The following is a 17175-nucleotide window of genomic DNA, read 5'->3' on the forward strand; positions in this document are numbered from 1 at the left end:
TTCTCCGTCAGGCGGGCGTAACTCATGGCCTTGCGCCGGGACGCGTTCGCGCGCACTTTGGTGCCGTCCAACGCGACCTGCCCTAATGACACCATTCCGGCGGCGCGGCCAGCCAACGGAACGCGACCACATCCACGCAGACACGTTCCAACTCCCGTGACGACCGAACACCCACGCAATACCGTAAAGCAGGACACGGACCATCAGCCGAGGGTCGTAAGGCGGCTGGCCCTTCGTCTTCGCGTAGGACGCGTAGAACTTCTTCAGATCCAGCTGGGTTTCGACGATGTCCGCGATGAAACGGGAGAGGTGATTCTGCGGCAGCCACTCATCCAACGACGGCGGTACCAACATCACCGCCGCCGGCTCGAACGCCCGGAATCGCTTGTTCACGCCCGCGCCAGCTTCGACCCCGTCATCCANACGGCCAAAGACGGGAAATCCGGCGGCGTTTTAAACTTTGCCGTTACTGACCCACGCTCCTAGACAGCATAGGCGCGGTTGGATGCCGCGCACGGCTTCATGCGGCAGACTGTGCCACAAGGAATGGAGAGGTCGATGGCAAGCATCCACGACGTGGCGCGTGTGGCCGGCGTCTCCATCAGCACCGTCTCCTACGCCCTCTCCGGCAAGAGGTCGATCGCGGAGTCGACCCGGCTGCGCATCACCAACGCCGTCGAACAGCTGGGCTACCGGCCCAACGCGGGGGCACGGATGCTCGCCGGCACGCGCACCAACATCTTCGCCCTGACCGCACCGTTCCACGCGGAGACCTCCGCGCCCGCACACATGGCGTTCGTGCTCGCCGTCGCCGACTCCTGCACGCGCGCGGTGCAGCTCGCGATCGAGCAGGTCGCCGGCCGGATCGAACCGCGGGTCGAACTCGTTCCGCCGCGCTACTACGAGCGGGGCTCCATCGCGACCCCGGCGGCCTCCCGGGGTTAGGCGGACGGCTGGTGGACATTCACACTCTGGTCAATCTCGGCCTCGTGCTGCTCTTCGTTCTCACCGGCGGCCTGTTCGCCGCCACGGAGATGGCGCTGGTGTCCCTGCGGGAAAGCCAGTTGCACCGGCTCAGGCAGCAGGGCAGTCGGGGTGCGAAGGTCGCGGCGCTGGCCCGCGACCCCAACAAGTTCCTGGCGGGGGTTCAAATCGGCGTCACCGTCGCTGGTTTCTTCTCCGCGGCCTATGGGGCCACCACGCTCGCCCCGGATGTCACACCCCTGCTGGTGGCGCTTGGCCTGCCGAAGGGGGCTGCGGACACCCTGGCCCTGGTCGGGATGACGCTCGTGATCGCGTATCTCTCCCTTGTTCTCGGTGAACTCGTGCCCAAGCGATTCGCCCTCCAGAAGGCGGCCGGTTTCTCGCTCGTGCTGGCGCCGCCGCTCCTGATTTTCGCTGCGTTCATGCGACCCGTGATCTGGTTCCTGTCCGTGTCGACGAACGCCGTCGTGAGAATTCTCGGTGGAGACCCGCACGCCAGGACGGAGCAGATGTCCGACGAAGAACTCCGCGACCTGCTCCATGCCCACCAGGGGCTCGAGGTCGAGGAGCGCCGAATCCTGACTGAAGTCCTCAACGCGACGGATCGGACCGTCGCGGAGGTCATGCGTCACCGCGCCGATGTCGCATTCCTGAGCGGCACCCAGTCGATCGCCGAGGCGATCACCCAGGTTCGCGCGATGCCGTACACGCGGTACCCCGTCATCGGCCGATCCGTTGACGACGTGACGGGTTTCGTGCACGTGCGCGACCTTCTCGACCCGGAGTCGCACCCGGCAGCCACCACGGTGGCCGACATCACCCGCTCGATCGTGTTCCTGCCGGGCACGAACCGCATCCTGCCCGCCATGACGCACCTGCGGCGCGCCGGGGTCCACATTGCCGTCGTGATCGACGAGTACGGAGGCACCGACGGCATAGTGACGCTTGAGGACCTCGTCGAAGAACTGGTCGGCGAGATGCGGGATGAGCGTGACGAGCCCGTGGCCGCGGCCCTGGACCACTTCGTCGGCCCGGGGGCGGCGCGGATCGTGGACGGCAGCGTGAACATCGAGGATTTCGCCGAGTTCACCGGGATCGAACTCGAAGACGGCCCGTATGAGACCGCGGCCGGCTTCATCGTCGACCGGCTCGGCCGCCTGCCCGTCGTCGGCGACACGGTGCCGGTCGGGGAGTATCGACTCAGGGTCGCCGCCGTCGAGGGGCGCCGGATCACCATGATCGAGGTGGTCTCGGCCTGAGGTGCGGGACGCCCGCGGGCGGCTCGCCCTGGCCGGGCGCCGATCGCAGCCGCTGATGATCACCGAGAACGGCGCGGCCTTCGTCGACGAGGTCGTGCAGACCCTGCGCGGCTACCAGGTCTGGTCTCTGCTGGACAACTTCGAATGGAGCTACGGCTTCTCGAAGCGGTTCGGCATCGTGCACGTGGACTACGACAGCCAGGTGCGCACGCCCAAGGACAGCGCCCTCTGGTACGCCCAGTTGGCCGGTTCCGGGATCGTGCCCCGGTAACCTTGACCTAACCTGACTGGCCAGGCGCGAGGCTAAGGGACACTCTGATGCAGGGAACCAACCACGACGACGTGCGTCGGCGCAACCTGTCGGTCATCCTGCGCCTGGTGCACCGCGACGGGCCGACCTCGCGTGCGGTGCTGACCCGCCGGACCGGCCTGAACCGGTCGACCATCGCGGCTCTCGTCGCCGAACTCGAGTCGCTCGGGCTCGTCGGGGAGCGCGACCCTGACTCCACCAACCAGGTGGGCCGGCCCAGCCCGGTCGTGTTCTGCGCCGAGCAGGTGGTCGCCCTCGCCGTGAACCCCGAGATCGACGCCGTCACCATCGGGATCGTCGGGCTCGACGGCGGCGTGCACCGCCGCATCCGTTACCCCACCGAACGGTCGCCGAGCGCGAGCGAGGCCGTGAACATCGCCGCCGCCGTGATCGAGGGGATGCGCGGCGAACTGGAGACCCGGTTCCGGGTGGTCGGCATCGGCGTCGCCGTTCCGGGGCTCGTGCGCGCCTATGACGGCCTGGTGCGGCACGCCCCGCACCTCGGCTGGGCGGACGAGCCGTTCAAGGAGATGCTCGAGCAGGCCACGGGCTACCCCGTATCCGCCGCCAACGACGCCATCCTCGGGGCGATGGCGGAGCAGCACTTCGGCGCGGGGAAGGGCATCACCGACCTCATCTACCTCAACGGCGGCGCCAGCGGCATCGGCGGCGGCATGATCATCGGCGGCAGCCCGGTGGGCGGCATCGCCGGTTATGCGGGGGAGTTCGGCCACATCCGGGTCAGCGGCAGCGCCCGCACGGATTCGGCCGGGATCGCCGGAACACTCGAAGCCGAGGTCACCCGGGAGGACCTGCTGGACGTGCTCGGGCTGGCCGGCGCGGATGCCGACGAGCTGGAGCAGGCCCTGCTCGCCTCCGACGCGCCGCTCGTGCGGGCCGAGGTGGAGCGCCAGCTGGACTTCCTCGCGGTGGCCCTGGCCGGGGCGATCAACATCCTCAACCCGCAGCTGGTCGTGCTCGGCGGATTCCTCGCGGCCCTGTTCTCGGTCGACCCGGAGCGCCTGCGGCTGGCCGTGGCATCGATGACCCTGGGCTCCTCCTTCGGCAGTGTGCGGATCAGCGCGGCCGAACTCGGCTCGAACCTGCTGATGATCGGCGCCGCCGAGCTCGCATTCGAGGGATTGCTCGATGATCCGAGCGGGCTGTCCTCCGCGGCCTGAACCGGAAGTGTCCGCTGGACCGGGCGGCTGACTCAGGAGATTCAACGGATGTCCCGCGCATCGCCCCGGAATCCCGCGGTACCCGGCCGGCGACATCCGTCTTCTCCTGAGCTGGCCACCGGGGAAAGCGGCCCCGCCGCGCCTGCGCCCGCCGCGCCTGCGCCCGCCGCGCCTGCGCCCGCCGCGGCTGCGCCCGCCGCGGTACCCCCGCCGAGCCCGTGGTACCCCGCCGAGCCCGCGCCCAGTGCACGATCGGGCGGATTCGTGCAAGTTGCGCCCGGGATCCCCGCAGGGGGGAATAGGTGCGGGCGTGGTTGTCTTGTCTCTGAGAGCGGTTCCGTGTTCCGCTGCTGGTACTGACGCCCGTGATGCGGTGCCTCGACCGAACGTCAACCAGCACGCCTCAGCTCCATCGGGGCTGCCCCATCGAGACCGAGAACAACACTTCGTGACTACCGCCGCCATCACCGTCATCACCGCCGCCGACCTGAGGTCGGCCGCGAAGCATCCCGGCGACGCCCTCTCCCGCGGCCAGCGCCTCGTCTACATCATCGTGCTCGGCGCGCTCACCGCGCTCGGCCCGTTCACCATCGACCTGTACCTGCCGGCCTTCCCGACCCTGGAGGGCGAGTTCGGCGTCTCGGCGGCGGCCATCCAGCTGACCCTGACCGGCACCATGATCGGTTTCGGCTTCGGCCAGCTCGTCGTCGGCCCGTGGAGCGACAAGGTCGGGCGCCGGCTGCCGCTGATGCTGGCAACCGGCTTCCACATCCTCGCGAGCGTGGGCGCCGCCCTCTCGCAGGACATCGTCTGGCTCGCGGTCTTCCGTCTGCTGCAGGGCTTCGGCGCAGCCGCGGGTGCCGTCGTCGCGCTGGCCATGGTGCGCGACCTGTTCGGCGGCAAGCCGCTGGTGAAAATGCTCTCCCGTCTGGCCCTGATCAGCGGCCTGGCCCCGGTTCTCGCCCCCGTCATCGGCTCGCAGCTGCTGCTCGTGATGAGCTGGCGCGGCATCTTCTGGGTGCTCGCCGCCTACGGCACCGTCGTGATCCTGGCCGTCGCGTTCTGGATCGTCGAGACGCTCCCGGATGCCGAGCGCCACGTCAAGGGGCACAGCTCGCTCGCGCAGCGCTACCGTGCGGTGCTCAGCGACCGGATCTTCGTGGGCGTCGCGATCATCGGGGCAATGACCTTCACCGGCCTGTTCTCGTACCTGTCGGCGTCGTCGTTCCTGTTCCAGCAGGTCTACGCGTTCAGCCCGCAACAGTACGGCCTGCTCTTCGCCGTCAACTCGCTCGGCATCGTGACGGGGGTGCAGCTCAGCTCGCGCCTGATGCACCGCTTCAACATCGGTCCGCAGTGGATCATCTCGGTGTCCACGGTGGTGCTCGCGATCACGGCCACCGCGATCGTGCTGCTCGACCTCGCCGGCGCGGGACTCTGGGGCACCCTGGTGCCGCTTTGGTTCTTCATCGCCGCCTGCGGTTTCACCTTTCCCAGCGTGCAGGTGATCGCGCTCAACGCGCACGCGCACGAGGCCGGCACCGCCGCCTCCCTGCTCGGAGCAGCGAACTTCGGCATCGCCGGCCTGATCTCCCCGATCGTCGGCGTGCTCGGCGTCGGCACCGCCGTGCCGATGGGCGCCGTGATGGGCGTCACGGCCCTCGTGTCGATCCTCTCCCTCTGGTTCGTCGTGCGTCCCCGCACGGTGCCCGCGCTGGGGCACTAGGCCAGGCTCCGCGGCGGCCGAAGGCGCCTCCGCTGTGTGCCTCCCGTGCCACCGGTGTCTCCCGTGCCACCCGTGTCTCCCGTGCCACCGGCATCTCCCGTGCCACCGGCATCTCCCGTGCCACCGGGTGCCGCCGGCGCCTCCGCTGTGGCCAACTCAGGAGAAACGCGGCCGGCGGCATGGTGCGGGCGACGGATGCCGCGTGATTGCGGCATCCGTCGGCCGCGGGCTGGCAGATCTCCTGAGTTAGCCACATTCGGTCCGGGCAATCGGGTCGGCGGGGTCCGAACTCCGGGCGCGCACGACGGTCGCCGCACCGATCGCCCCGCACCGATCTCGCCGCACCGATCGCCCCGCACCGATCGCCGCACCGATCGCCCCGCACCGATCTCGCCGCGCCGATCGCCCCGCACCGATCTAGCATGGACACATGATGAGCGAGCGACCCCCCGAAACCGCGGCCACGCCCGCCACCCGCCGCATCGCGCGCCGCTGGCCACTGATCAGCGGGGTCGTCGCGTTGCTGCTCGCCGTGAGCCTGGGCGCGCTGATCGTGGTGCGCGACAACGGCCGTCCGCTCAGGATCGACACCGAGTGGATGGACGAGATCATCGAGCACCGGGCGCCAGTCTGGGAGTACCTCTCGCTCGCGATGAACTTCCTCGGGGCGGGCATCGCCGGCGTGATCGTGATCCCGCTGCTGATTCTGGCGTTCCTGCTGGTGCGGAGACGCCCCTGGGCGGCCGGATATTTCATGGCCGCCACGATCGCGAGTTCAGGCCTGGTGCAGGTGCTCAAGACCCTGTTCGGCCGGTCCCGACCACAAGACATGCTGGTCACGTCTGATTTCGGGTCGTTTCCGTCCGGTCACGTAGCCAACGCGGCGACCATGGCGGTGTGCCTGGGCATCCTCTTCCCCCGAGTCTGGGTCTGGCTGGCCGGTGCGCTGTACACGCTGGTGATGATGGTCAGCCGCACCTACCTGGGCGCACACTGGCTGACGGACACGATCGGCGCGCTGCTGCTCGGCACGGCCGTCGCCGTGCTGCTGTGGGCCCCGGTCGCCGCGAAACTCGAGGGCGAGCGCGAACTGGCGGCGCAGCATCCGTCGCCGCCCTTGCGAATTCGACGGAAAAACAGCGCTTAGAACTCGGATTCGGGCCCAAATCGCCCGATTCGGGCAGGATCTCCGTCGAATTGGTTAGGGGCGGAAAGAGGGGCAGACAGCGACGGATGCCCCGGGTGCCGTCCGAGCAGGAGAATCCTCCTTGTCGGGGCGGGCGGCGTCGGCGACGCGTTCGCGGCGCGAGTCCCGGCATCCGCGGGAGCGGTCCACCGCCAGAGTGCCCGTTCCGGTCGAGAGTGACCGGCGCACCGGGCACTCTCGACCGGAACGGGCACAGTGGCGCGGGCAGTTGCGCGGCGTGGTGAGGGGGCAGCGGCGCACAGGAAGTGCTGACCAGTAGCCTGTACCCGGGGGTGTTAGGCCTCTGTCGGCCTGCGCCGGCTCAGTACTGCCGATGAAAGAGACCCCACCATGACGCCCGTCGCCGCACTCTCCTCCTACTTCCGCAAGTACGCGGACTTCACCGGGCGGGCCTCGCGCAGCGAGTACTGGTGGGTGGGCCTCTGGATGGTCGTGTTCTACCTGCCGATGCTGCTGGTGCTGGCCTTCAACATGCCGCCCACCGAATACGACGCGGCCGGACCACTCCTCGTGCCGGTCGGCTTTCTCATCATGATCGTGTACCTGGCCACCATCGTTCCGAACGTCTCGCTGCTCGCGCGTCGCCTGCATGACGCGAACTTTGCCGGCTGGTTCGCCTTCCTCTGCCTGATCCCGTCCCTCGGCGGCCTCGCCATCCTCGTCTTCAGCGTGCTGCCGAGCAACCCGCTCGGAGCCCGGTTCGACAAGGGTGCCGCGCCGCTGATGGCCGAGCCCACCTGGTCGAGCGCGCAGCGCCTGGGCTGACGGGTCCACCGCGAGAGTGCCCGTTCCGGTCGAGAGTGACCGGCGCACCGGGCACTCTCGACCGGAACGGGCTCCTCGGGCGGGACCTGCCTCCGGGGATTGCCGCCCGCGCCGCGCCGGATGCGAGATGATGCTCTGACTGAACGCGCAACATCCGTCGGAACGAAAGCGGTGCGGGAATGATCAATGGTGATGTCTCCTTCTGGTGGAACCAGGTCGGTCGGCCGGCCCCGCGCGACCCGCTGCCCGGGCCCATCGTGGCCGACGTGTGCATCGTGGGTGCCGGGTACACCGGGCTGTGGACGGCGTATTACCTGAAGAAGGCCGCCCCGGCGCTGCGGATCGTGATCGTGGAGCAGCGCTTCGCCGGCTACGGCGCCTCGGGCCGGAACGGCGGCTGGCTGACCAACGCGGTCACCGGCGGGCGCGAGCAGTACGTCGCGTCGCACGGCCGGGACGCGGCGGCCCGGTTCCAGACCGGCATGAACGAGACCGTCGACGAGGTGATCCGGGTCGCCGCGGCCGAGGGCATCGACGCCGACATCGTCAAGGGCGGCGAGTTCACGGTCGCCTACGACCAGCCCCAGCAGCGGCGGCTCGAGGCGTCCGCCCGGGCCGAGCAGCAGTGGGCCATGACGGATGTCCAACTCCTCTCCCCGGCGGCGGCGCGCGCCCGCATCGACGTGGCCGGCGCCACCGGGGCGATGTGGCACCCGCACTGTGCGCGCATCCACCCGGCCAAACTCGCGGCCGGGCTCGCCCGGGTGGTCGAGGCGCTGGGCGTGGAACTCTACGAGAACACCCGGGTCAGCGAGATCACGCCGCACCGGGCGACGACCGACCGGGGCGCGGTGGAGGCGGAGTTCGTCGTGCGCGCGACGGAGGGGTTCACGGCGGGGCTGAAGGGGCTGCACCGGGCGTGGCTGCCGATGAACTCGTCGCTGATCGCGACCGCGCCGCTCAGCCCGTCCGTCTGGGACAGCATCGGCTGGGCCGGCCGGGAGACCCTGGGCGACATGGCGCACGCGTACATGTACGCGCAACGCACGGCCGACGACCGGATCGCGATCGGCGGCCGGGGCCTGCCGTACCGCTTCGGGTCGCAGACGGACTCGGACGGCCAGACCCCGGCGAGCACGGTGGCGGCGCTGCGGGACATCCTGACCCGGTTCTTCCCGGCGACGGCGGGCGTCGCGATCGATCACGCCTGGTCGGGGGTGCTCGGCGTGCCGCGCGACTGGGCGGCGACCGTGGGTCTCGACCCGGCGACCGGGCTGGCCTGGGCCGGCGGCTACGTGGGCACCGGCGTGGCCACGACGAACCTGGCCGGGCGCACCCTGACCGACCTGATCCTCGGCAACGAGACCGGGCTGACCCGGCTGCCCTGGGTGAACCACCGGGTGCGCAACTGGGAGCCTGAGCCGTTGCGCTGGCTCGCCGTGCACGCGCTCTACCGGGCGTACTCGTTCGCCGACCACGCGGAGCGCACCCGGCGGCAGACCACCTCGCCGGTCGCGAGTATCGCCGACGTGGTCTCGGGCCGCGGGCACTAGCCGTACTGCGCCCCTGCCTCTGAACCAATTCGACGGAGATTTTGCCCGAAACGGCCGTTCTGGGGCCCGATAACGTGTTTTAACGCAAAATCTCCGTCGAATTCGCACGAAGGCCCCCGGTCGCACGGCGGTGCGGCCCGGTCGCGGGGAGGGTGCTCGCGGGGCGACGGATGCTGCCGCAACGGCCGGCCGCCGGGTCGCGCCGGACCCGGGCATCCGTCAGCCGCGCCCCTGAACCAATTCGACGGAGATTTTGCCCGAAACGGCCGTTCTGGGGCCCGATAACGTGTTTTAACGCAAAATCTCCGTCGAATTCGCAGGAGGGCGAGGTTCCGGGGGCCGGGCCCGGTGTGGTCTACTCGACGCATGAGCGTTGAACCGGAGGTTGTGCACGAAGCGGTTCGGCTGGCGGATGCGGCCGCGGGCGCCGCCGGGGTGAGCGTGCGGAGCGCCGAACCCGGCGACCTGGCCGCCGTGATCGGACTGTTCGAACGCACCTGGGGAGTCGGCCGCAGCCCCGACCGGTCGATGCTCCTGGCGCTCGACTTCGCCGGCAACACCGTGCTGATCGCCACCGCGGCCGGCAAACCGGTCGGCGCGACCCTCGGCTTCCTCGGCTGGACCGACGGCATCCACCTGCACTCGCACATGTCCGCCGTGGTGCCGTGGCAGCGCAGCAGCGGCGTCGGCTACGCCCTCAAACTTTTCCAGCGCTCGCTCTGCCTGCAGCACGGCATCACCGACATGCGCTGGACGTTCGACCCCCTCATCCGCCGCAACGCCCACTTCAACCTGATCAAACTCGGCGCGGAGGTGGTGCGCTTCCTGCCCGACTTCTACGGCCGCCTTGACGACGTCATCACCGGCAGCGACCGTAGTGACCGCTTCGAAATGCGCTGGCGCATGGACTCCCCGCGGGCACTCCGGGCGCTCGCCGGAACCCCGCAACCGCAGTGGGCGGTGAGCGAGCGGCTGCCGCTCGACGTCGATTTCGAGCGGTTGCGCGCCGACGACCCGGCCGCGGCCGCCCGGCTGCGCGATCAGTCCCGGCGGCTCTTCGACGCGGCGCTCTCGCGCGGACTCCGGCCCGAGCTGAACGCGAACAACGACTACCTCTTCACGACGGATGCCGCCGACCGCCTTCCCGACGCCTGAACCGGCTTCCGAGGCCCCAGCAGGCGCTGAACCCGTCGGACGCGCGCCGCATCAGGGGGACTAGTATTTCGCCATGACAGCGATGAACCCGCCCGGCGGCGTTTCCGCCGCCCGCGAAGCGGCCCAGGCGGCGCTCGCCGCGGCGCGCCAGGCCCAGGCCGATGCGGAGGCCGCCCTGCAGCGGGTGCAGGATGCCGAGGCCGCTGCCGTTCCCGCTCCGTCCGCCCCCGATTCGCCGGCCGAGGCCCCCGCCGCGCCGCCGCCTGCCGTGCCGACCAAGCCCCCCGATTCGCCGGCCGAGGCCCCCGCCGCGCCGCTTCCGGCCACTGCCGGCCCGCTCACCGCCGCGCAGGTCGAGACCATCCGCGCCGGCTACGCCTTCGCCGGGCCGGCACTGGAAATGGGGGCCCTCGTCAACGGCGACGCGCGCCCCGACGTGCCCATTCGCATCCCGTTGGCCATGACCAATAGGCACGGCCTCGTCGCCGGCGCCACCGGCACCGGAAAGACCAAGACCCTCCAGGTGCTGGCGGAGCAGCTCTCCGCCCACGGGGTCGCCGTGTTCGCCGCCGACATCAAGGGCGACCTGTCCGGCATCGCCACGGCGGGCACCCCGAACGAGAGGCTGCTCGCGCGAACGAAGGACATCGGCCAGGACTGGTCCGGCGAGGCGTCGCCCACCGAGTACTTCTCGCTCGGCGGGGTCGGCCGGGGCATCCCGGCGCGCGCCACGGTGGCGGGCTTCGGCCCGCTGCTGCTGAGCAAGGTGCTCGGTCTGAACGACACCCAGGAGTCCAGCCTAGGGCTCGTCTTCCATTACGCCGACCGGGCCGGCCTGCCCCTGCTCGACCTGACCGACCTGCGGGCGGTGCTCGGCTTCCTGATCAGCGATGCCGGCAAGGGCGAACTGACCGGCCTCGGCGGGTTGTCCCCGGCCACCGTGGGCGTCATCCTGCGCGAACTGATCACCTTTGCCGACCAGGGTGCCGACGTGTTCTTCGGCGAACCCGAGATCGACACCCGCGAGTTCCTCCGCACGACGGCGGACGGGCGGGGCATGATCAGCCTGCTCGAGGTGCCCGGCGTCGCCGACAAGCCCGCCCTGTTCTCCACCTTCCTGATGTGGCTGCTGGCCGACCTGTTCAACGACCTGCCCGAGGTGGGCGACCTGGACAAGCCCAAGCTCGTCTTCTTCTTCGACGAGGCGCATCTGCTGTTCAAGGACGCCTCGAAGGATTTCCTCGCCTCGATCACCCAGACCGTGCGGCTGATCCGTTCCAAGGGCGTCGGCATCTTCTTCGTCACCCAGACCCCCAAGGACGTGCCCGGGGAGGTGCTCGCGCAGCTCGGATCCCGGGTGCAGCACCAGCTGCGGGCCTTCACCCCGGATGACGCCAAGGCGTTGCGGGCGACCGTGTCGACCTACCCGAACTCCGGCTACGACCTCGAAGAGGTGCTGACCGGGCTGGGCACGGGCGAGGCGATCGTCACGGTGATGAACGAAAAGGGGGCGCCCAGCCCCGTCGCCTGGACCCGCCTGCGCGCGCCGCGGGGATCGATGGCGCCCACCGCGCCGGAGCAGATCGACGCCGCCGTGGCCGCTTCGCCCCTGTTGGCCGTCTACGGCGCCGCGATCGACCGCGACTCCGCCCGGGAGATGCTGGCCGTGAAGTTGGAAGCGGCGAACCGGGCCGCCGCTGCCGAGCAGGAAGCTCTCGCGCAGGCCAAAACGGCGGCGGCCGCCGAGAAGGCGCAGGACCTCCTCGACGCGAAGGCGGAGAAGGCGCAGAAGAAAGCGCAGGCCGAGTACGACCGGCTGATGCGGCAGACGAAGGGAACGACCCGCACCCGCACGAGTTCCCGCCCGCAGCAGAGCGTGCTCGAGCAGGTGCTCGGATCATCCGTCACCAAATCGATCCTGACCGGCGTCGTGGGCGGCATCTTCGGCACTCGCCGCCGGCGCTGACCGCAGTGAACGCGGCTGACCGCAGTGAGCGCGGCTGACCGCAGTGAGCGCGGCTGACCGCCGCCGACCGCCGCGAGCGCGGCGCCGGCGCTACTCCGCCCGGGTCGGCCGCCGCTCGAACCAGTACAACAGTTCGGGGCGCACCCGGTTGAGGTCCTGCAGGGTCATCGGCTCCGGCACCCGCACGACGGGGGCCGCCAGCTGGTCGACGACGGTTTCCATGGCGCCCTGCGAATAGAACTGGCCGCGCATGCGCAGCAGCAGGCGGCCGTCCGTGCCCGTGACGAAGAGCTGCGGATGCGTGTCGAGCGCCCCGCTCTGGTACAGATCCAGCAGCACGACGCTGCCGATCTCGTCCGTGTCGAAGTTGGTGACGCGGCCCAGGAAGCCTCGTTCCGAGATCCCCTCGCCGTCCACACGGATGACCGTGCGCGAGTAACCGAGGTACGCCAGCGCACAGAGACCGACGAGAACACCCTGGGCGGCGGCGATCGGCTGCCAGGTGCCGGTGGGAATGGTGAGCCAGAAAAGCACCGCGGAGACGGGTGCGACCAGGGCCAGCACGGAGAGCCCGGACTGGAGCAGAACCCGGCCGTAGGGTCGCAGAGCGTGTGTACGCATCCGCAATCCCCCGCTGAATCTCACCCTTGGTTCCCCCTCGCCGGTGTACTCAGATTATCGCTGTTTTGCGGATTCCGCGGCAGCCACCGCTTTGGGGGGCGGCCGTGAATCGGAAGTGGAGGAAGACGGCGCGCCGACACCCGGAAAGACGGCCCGTCGAACGCCCCAAGACGGCCCGCACCCGCCCCGCGGCGCGGCGCGGGAACCGTAGAGTAAGCAGGTGCAATCAAAGTCGGCGCGGACGAGCCGCGCGAGAACGCCGCGGGGCCGGTTGCACCCTGCCCAGGTGGTCACCGCGGGTTTCGCCGTGGCGATCCTGATCGGCACGGGCCTGCTGATGCTGCCGATCGCCTCGCCCGGGCCCGGCGGGGTGTCGTTCCTGGTGGCGGTCTTCACGGCGACCTCGGCGATCTGCGTGACGGGGCTCGTCACCGTCGACACGGCCACGGCCTGGTCAACCTTCGGTCAGGTCGTCATCCTGCTTCTGATCCAGATCGGCGGGTTCGGCATCATGACGTTCGCGTCCGTCATCGGGCTGGCCGTCGTGCGCAAGATGTCCCTGCGCTCGCGCATCACCACGGCGTCGGAGGCTGGCAGCCTCGGCCTCGAAGACGTGCGGGGCCTCATCCTCGGCGTCGTGCGCATCTCCCTGATCGTGGAACTCATCGTCGCGGTGCTCCTCAGCCTGCGATTCCTGATCGGCTACGGCGAGCCCCTCGGCCGAGCGGTCTGGCTCGGGGTGTTCCACTCGGTGTCTTCGTTCAACAACGCCGGCTTCGGCCTGTTCAGCGACAGTCTCATCTCGTATGCCACCGACCCGTTCATCTGCCTTCCCGTTGCCGCCGCCATTATCATCGGCGGCCTCGGGTTCCCCGTGATCATGCAGTTGCGCAAGCACCTTCGGGCGCCGCTGCAGTGGACCATGAACACCCGGATCGTGCTGGTGGGCACGATCGCTCTCCTCGTGCTCGGCACCGTCTACATCACCGCGGTGGAGTGGTCGAACCCGGCCACGCTCGGCCCGCTGGACTGGCCGAGCAAACTCCTGGTGGGGTTCTTCCAGGCGGTGCAGACCCGCACGGCAGGCTTCAACAGCATCGACGTCGGGTCGATGGACTCCGCGAGCCTGCTGGGGATGGATGTGATGATGCTGATCGGTGGCGGCCCGGCCGGAACCGCGGGCGGCATCAAGATCACCACCTTCGCGGTGCTCTTCTTCATCATGCTGACCGAGATCCGCGGCGAGGTGGCGGTGAACGTGTTCGGCAAGCGCCTCTCGAGGGCCGTGCACCGCCAGGCGATCACGATCGTGCTCCTGGCCGTCGCCGTGATCACGGTATCCACCGTGGCCCTGATGCTGCTCACCGATTTCAGTCTCGACCAGCTCCTGTTCGAGGTGATCTCCGCCTTCGGCACCGTGGGCATGTCGACCGGCATCACCGCCAGCATGCCCGTCGCGGGTCAGGTCATCCTGATGCTGCTCATGTTCATCGGCCGGCTCGGGCCGATCGCGTTCGCGTCGGCTCTGGCCCTGCGAGAGCGCCGCACCACGTACGAATTACCGAAGGAGAGGCCCATCATTGGCTAAGTTTTCCCTGTTCGGGCACAACCAGCCCGCCCGCCTGGCGGAGGCCGACTCCGTCGTCGTGATCGGCCTGGGCCGGTTCGGCAGCTCGCTGGCCCTGGAGCTGATGGCCAGCGGCACCGAGGTGCTCGGCATCGACGGAGACGAGGAGATCGTGCAGGCGCACAACCGTCTGCTCACCCACGTCGTCCGCGCTGACTCCACCAAGGAGGAAACCCTCCGGCAGCTCTCGGTGCCCGAGTTCAGCAGTGCCGTCGTCGCCATCGGCGGCGACATCCAGGCGAACATCCTGACCGCGTCCCTGCTGCTGAAGCTCGGCATCCCCAACATCTGGGCGAAGGCTGTCAACGACCCGCACGGCGAGATCCTGCGCCAGATTGGAGTCTCCCACGTGATCTACCCCGAAAAGGACATGGGCAAGCGGGTCGCCCACCTCGTGCGCGGGGTGATGCAGGACTACATCGAGATCGACGAGAACTTCGCCCTGGTGAAGACGAGCCCGCCGAAGGAGATCATCGGCGTGCCGCTGGGGCAGTCGAGCGTGCGCACCATCCACGGCGTCACCGTCACCGCGTTCCACCGCCCGGGCGACGGCTGGAGCTACACGACCCTCGACACGCGGCTCGAAGCCGACGACGTCATCCTGATCGCCGGCGATGTGCGCAAGGTGGAGGCCTTCTCCCGGCTGACCTGAGGCCCACGGATGCCGCCGGCCGGCGACCCCGTCGGCGACCAGTTCGGCTGCCGCTCGGTCCGCCGCTCCGTCCGCCGCTCGGGCCCCGCCTGCCATCCGCCTGCCATCCGCCTGGCGGTGCCATGATGGCCCCATGAACTCCCCGGCACGGCCACCGTCCCCCTTCGCCGTCGAGACCCGCGGCCTCGTGAAGCGCTTCGGCGGCACGGTCGCGCTGGCCGGCGTCGACCTGGCCATCCCGGCGGGCAGCATCTTCGGCGTGATCGGCCCGAATGGCGCGGGCAAGACCACCACGATGCGGCTGCTGCTGGACATCATCCGTCCCACCTCGGGCCACCTCCGGGTGCTGGGAGAAGACCCTCGCGCCGGCGGGCCGAGGCTCCGCAGCCGGATCGGTTTCCTGCCCGGTGAGGTCTCCCTGCCGGGCCAGCTGACCGCCCGGCGGGTGCTGACGGACTTCGCGCGGATCAGCGGCCCGGTCGAGCCCGGGCGGGTCGACGAGCTGGCCGAGCGGCTCGGGCTCGACCTGGACCGGCGCGTGCGGCAGCTGTCCAAGGGCAACCGGCAGAAACTCAGCCTGGCGCAGGCGTTCCTGCACCGGCCGCGACTGCTCGTGCTCGACGAACCCACCAGCGGACTCGACCCGCTCGTGCAGCAGGAGTTCCAGGCCATGGCCCGGGAGGCCGCCGCGAACGGCCAGACGGTCTTCCTCAGTTCGCACGTGCTCAGCGAGGTGCAGGACACGGCCGACTCCGTCGCCATCCTGCGCCGGGGCCAGGTGGTGAAGACGGCCACCGTCACCGAGCTCCGCGAATCCGCCGTGCGCCACCTGCGAGTCGTCACCGAGGGCCTGACCGTGGCCGAGGCGCTCGAACGACTCTCACGGATGCCCGGGGTCGGCGGCGTCACCGCCCGCACCGTCGATCGTCCGGCCGGGTCGCTCCGGGTCGCCCCGTCCTTCACCGGAGCGTCCGGCACTCCCGCGGTCGTCGAATGCCGCGGCACGCTCGCCGGTCCCGTGCAGCCGTTCGTCGCCGCCGTCGCCGGGCTGTCCCTGCTCGACCTGAGCCTGGAGGAACCCAACCTGGAGGAAGCCGTGCTGGCGCTCTACTCCGAGGCGCCGGGGTCTGAGCCGCCGAGGTCTGAGCACCCGGCCTCTGAGCCGCCGAGGTCTGAGCACCCGGCCTCTGAGCCGCCGAGGTCCGAGCACCCGGCCTCCGAGCCCGGGGGGTGACTCCCGTGGCTAGCCGGATGCCCCTCTTCACGAAGGCGGCCCGGGACTCCTGGGCCGGCCTGCTCGGCTGGGTCCTGGCCATCGTGGTGTCCACGCTGGTGTACCTGCCGCTGTATCGCACCTTCGGTTCCTCGGCCATCCTCGACGACCTCATCAAGAGCATGCCGCAGGCGATGATCAGGGCGCTCAACTACGACCTGATCGCCACCGGCGCCGGCTACGTGCAGGCCACGATCTTCGGCCTGATCGGCTTCATCTTCCTGACGATCGCCGCGGTGAGCTGGGGCGCGCAGGCGGTCGGCGGCGACGAGGAGTCCGGTCGGCTCGAACTCACCCTCGCCCACGCGGTCACCCGCACCCAGATCGTGCTCGAGCGCGCGCTGGCCCTGGTCCTGCAGGTCCTCGTCCTCGCGGGAGTCACCCTGGTCATGGTGCTGCTGCTGAACGGCCCGGCGAATCTGAACGTCGATCCGGTCAAGGCGGTGGGGACATCCGTCGTCTTCGCGGCACTCACGCTTCTGTCGGGTGCCGTCGCGCTCGCCGTGGGGGCGTGGACCGGTCGCCGCCTGCCCGCCCTCGTCGCGGGCTCGGGGATCGCGGTGCTCGGCTATGCCCTGAACGGGATCGGCAACCAGAACCCCGACCTGGAATGGCTGCACCGGTACTCGCCCTACAACTGGGCGTTCGGCGACCAGCCGCTGCTCGATGGGGTCGACTGGGGCGCGGTGGCCCTGCTTTCCGGCCTCAGCCTGCTGCTCGTGGCGCTCGCCGTGGTCGGCCTGAACCGGCGGGACATCTCCGCCTGATCCCGGGTCGCGCTCGCAGGATGCCGCCGTGCCCGTGCCGCCGTGCCCGTGCCGCCGTGCCGCCGTGCCGTGCCGCCGTGCCGTGCCGTGCCGCCGTGCCGTGCCGCCGTGCCGTGCCGCCGTGCCGTG

14 protein-coding genes and 2 pseudogenes are annotated in these 17175 nt (G+C 70.0%); 14 read left to right on the forward strand and 2 right to left on the reverse strand.

Going from position 1 to position 17175, the window contains the following annotated elements; all coding sequences use genetic code 11:
- A pseudogene (locus tag E3T24_RS10685) lies at window positions 1-423 on the reverse strand (transposase); the annotation flags it as partial.
- A gap of 135 nt (window positions 424-558) precedes the next feature.
- On the opposite strand from E3T24_RS10685, the gene E3T24_RS18275 reads away from it, so the two are divergent.
- The 10 genes and pseudogenes from E3T24_RS18275 to E3T24_RS10745 all read left to right on the forward strand — a co-directional run bounded on the left by E3T24_RS18275 (window position 559) and on the right by E3T24_RS10745 (window position 12106).
- On the forward strand, window positions 559-945 hold the full coding sequence (locus E3T24_RS18275) for a LacI family DNA-binding transcriptional regulator (RefSeq protein WP_134364814.1): 387 nt from the start codon (window positions 559-561) through the stop codon (window positions 943-945).
- 11 nt (window positions 946-956) lie between these two features.
- On the forward strand, window positions 957-2243 hold the full coding sequence (locus E3T24_RS10695; RefSeq protein WP_134364815.1) for a hemolysin family protein: 1287 nt from the start codon (window positions 957-959) through the stop codon (window positions 2241-2243).
- Window positions 2244-2292: 49 nt separating this feature from the next.
- Window positions 2293-2514: pseudogene (locus tag E3T24_RS10700) on the forward strand (family 1 glycosylhydrolase); the annotation flags it as partial.
- A 47-nt stretch (window positions 2515-2561) separates the two neighbouring features.
- The gene (locus tag E3T24_RS10705) at window positions 2562-3734 is read left to right on the forward strand and encodes an ROK family transcriptional regulator (RefSeq protein WP_134434607.1); all 1173 of its coding nucleotides are present in this window, start codon (window positions 2562-2564) and stop codon (window positions 3732-3734) included.
- A gap of 448 nt (window positions 3735-4182) precedes the next feature.
- Window positions 4183-5460 (forward strand): multidrug effflux MFS transporter, encoded by a 1278-nt coding sequence (locus tag E3T24_RS10715; protein WP_241976037.1) that lies wholly within the window; start codon window positions 4183-4185, stop codon window positions 5458-5460.
- 433 nt (window positions 5461-5893) lie between these two features.
- The gene (locus E3T24_RS10725) at window positions 5894-6607 is read left to right on the forward strand and encodes a phosphatase PAP2 family protein (protein ID WP_134364819.1); all 714 of its coding nucleotides are present in this window, start codon (window positions 5894-5896) and stop codon (window positions 6605-6607) included.
- Window positions 6608-6997: 390 nt separating this feature from the next.
- Window positions 6998-7432 carry a DUF805 domain-containing protein gene (locus E3T24_RS10730; RefSeq protein ID WP_134364820.1) on the forward strand — a complete coding sequence of 145 codons (435 nt, stop codon included), beginning with the start codon at window positions 6998-7000 and terminating at the stop codon, window positions 7430-7432.
- Window positions 7433-7611: 179 nt separating this feature from the next.
- Entirely contained in the window at window positions 7612-8985 is a 1374-nt protein-coding gene (locus E3T24_RS10735) for an FAD-binding oxidoreductase (RefSeq protein ID WP_134434610.1), read from the forward strand.
- A gap of 366 nt (window positions 8986-9351) precedes the next feature.
- Window positions 9352-10140, forward strand: coding sequence for a GNAT family N-acetyltransferase (locus tag E3T24_RS10740; RefSeq protein ID WP_134402982.1), 789 nt, complete (start codon window positions 9352-9354; stop codon window positions 10138-10140).
- 82 nt (window positions 10141-10222) lie between these two features.
- On the forward strand, window positions 10223-12106 hold the full coding sequence (locus tag E3T24_RS10745) for a helicase HerA-like domain-containing protein (RefSeq protein WP_134434612.1): 1884 nt from the start codon (window positions 10223-10225) through the stop codon (window positions 12104-12106).
- A 90-nt stretch (window positions 12107-12196) separates the two neighbouring features.
- Here the strand turns inward: E3T24_RS10745 and E3T24_RS10750 are convergent, their stop codons facing one another.
- Window positions 12197-12727: a hypothetical protein gene (locus E3T24_RS10750; protein ID WP_134367967.1), complete on the reverse strand. Its 531-nt coding sequence runs from the start codon at window positions 12725-12727 to the stop codon at window positions 12197-12199.
- Window positions 12728-12947: 220 nt separating this feature from the next.
- On the opposite strand from E3T24_RS10750, the gene E3T24_RS10755 reads away from it, so the two are divergent.
- From E3T24_RS10755 to E3T24_RS10770, 4 genes are all read left to right on the forward strand, one after another.
- Complete coding sequence (locus tag E3T24_RS10755) at window positions 12948-14315, forward strand: potassium transporter TrkG (protein WP_134402981.1); 1368 nt, start codon at window positions 12948-12950, stop codon at window positions 14313-14315.
- Window positions 14308-15006: a TrkA family potassium uptake protein gene (locus tag E3T24_RS10760; protein WP_174776164.1), complete on the forward strand. Its 699-nt coding sequence runs from the start codon at window positions 14308-14310 to the stop codon at window positions 15004-15006. Before E3T24_RS10755 ends, E3T24_RS10760 begins: the two co-directional genes overlap by 8 nt.
- Before the next feature lie 133 nt (window positions 15007-15139).
- The gene (locus tag E3T24_RS10765) at window positions 15140-16240 is read left to right on the forward strand and encodes an ABC transporter ATP-binding protein (protein ID WP_134434611.1); all 1101 of its coding nucleotides are present in this window, start codon (window positions 15140-15142) and stop codon (window positions 16238-16240) included.
- Between the two features lie 17 nt (window positions 16241-16257).
- A complete protein-coding gene (locus tag E3T24_RS10770) occupies window positions 16258-17046 on the forward strand; it encodes an ABC transporter permease subunit (RefSeq protein ID WP_241976035.1) in 789 nt (262 codons plus the stop codon).
- Window positions 17047-17175 lie beyond the last annotated feature (129 nt).

The organism is Cryobacterium sp. TmT2-59 (assembly GCF_004403545.1).
GTDB lineage: Bacteria > Actinomycetota > Actinomycetes > Actinomycetales > Microbacteriaceae > Cryobacterium > Cryobacterium shii.

Coding starts and splice junctions, on each gene's coding strand:
- E3T24_RS10740 (WP_134402982.1), top strand. CDS start 9,352: ATGAGCGTTGAACCGGAGGTTGTGCACGAAGCGGTTCGGCTGGCGGAT.
- E3T24_RS10765 (WP_134434611.1), top strand. CDS start 15,140: ATGAACTCCCCGGCACGGCCACCGTCCCCCTTCGCCGTCGAGACCCGC.
- E3T24_RS10750 (WP_134367967.1), bottom strand. CDS start 12,727: ATGCGTACACACGCTCTGCGACCCTACGGCCGGGTTCTGCTCCAGTCC.
- E3T24_RS10735 (WP_134434610.1), top strand. CDS start 7,612: ATGATCAATGGTGATGTCTCCTTCTGGTGGAACCAGGTCGGTCGGCCG.
- E3T24_RS18275 (WP_134364814.1), top strand. CDS start 559: ATGGCAAGCATCCACGACGTGGCGCGTGTGGCCGGCGTCTCCATCAGC.
- E3T24_RS10705 (WP_134434607.1), top strand. CDS start 2,562: ATGCAGGGAACCAACCACGACGACGTGCGTCGGCGCAACCTGTCGGTC.
- E3T24_RS10725 (WP_134364819.1), top strand. CDS start 5,894: ATGAGCGAGCGACCCCCCGAAACCGCGGCCACGCCCGCCACCCGCCGC.
- E3T24_RS10745 (WP_134434612.1), top strand. CDS start 10,223: ATGAACCCGCCCGGCGGCGTTTCCGCCGCCCGCGAAGCGGCCCAGGCG.
- E3T24_RS10770 (WP_241976035.1), top strand. CDS start 16,258: ATGCCCCTCTTCACGAAGGCGGCCCGGGACTCCTGGGCCGGCCTGCTC.
- E3T24_RS10730 (WP_134364820.1), top strand. CDS start 6,998: ATGACGCCCGTCGCCGCACTCTCCTCCTACTTCCGCAAGTACGCGGAC.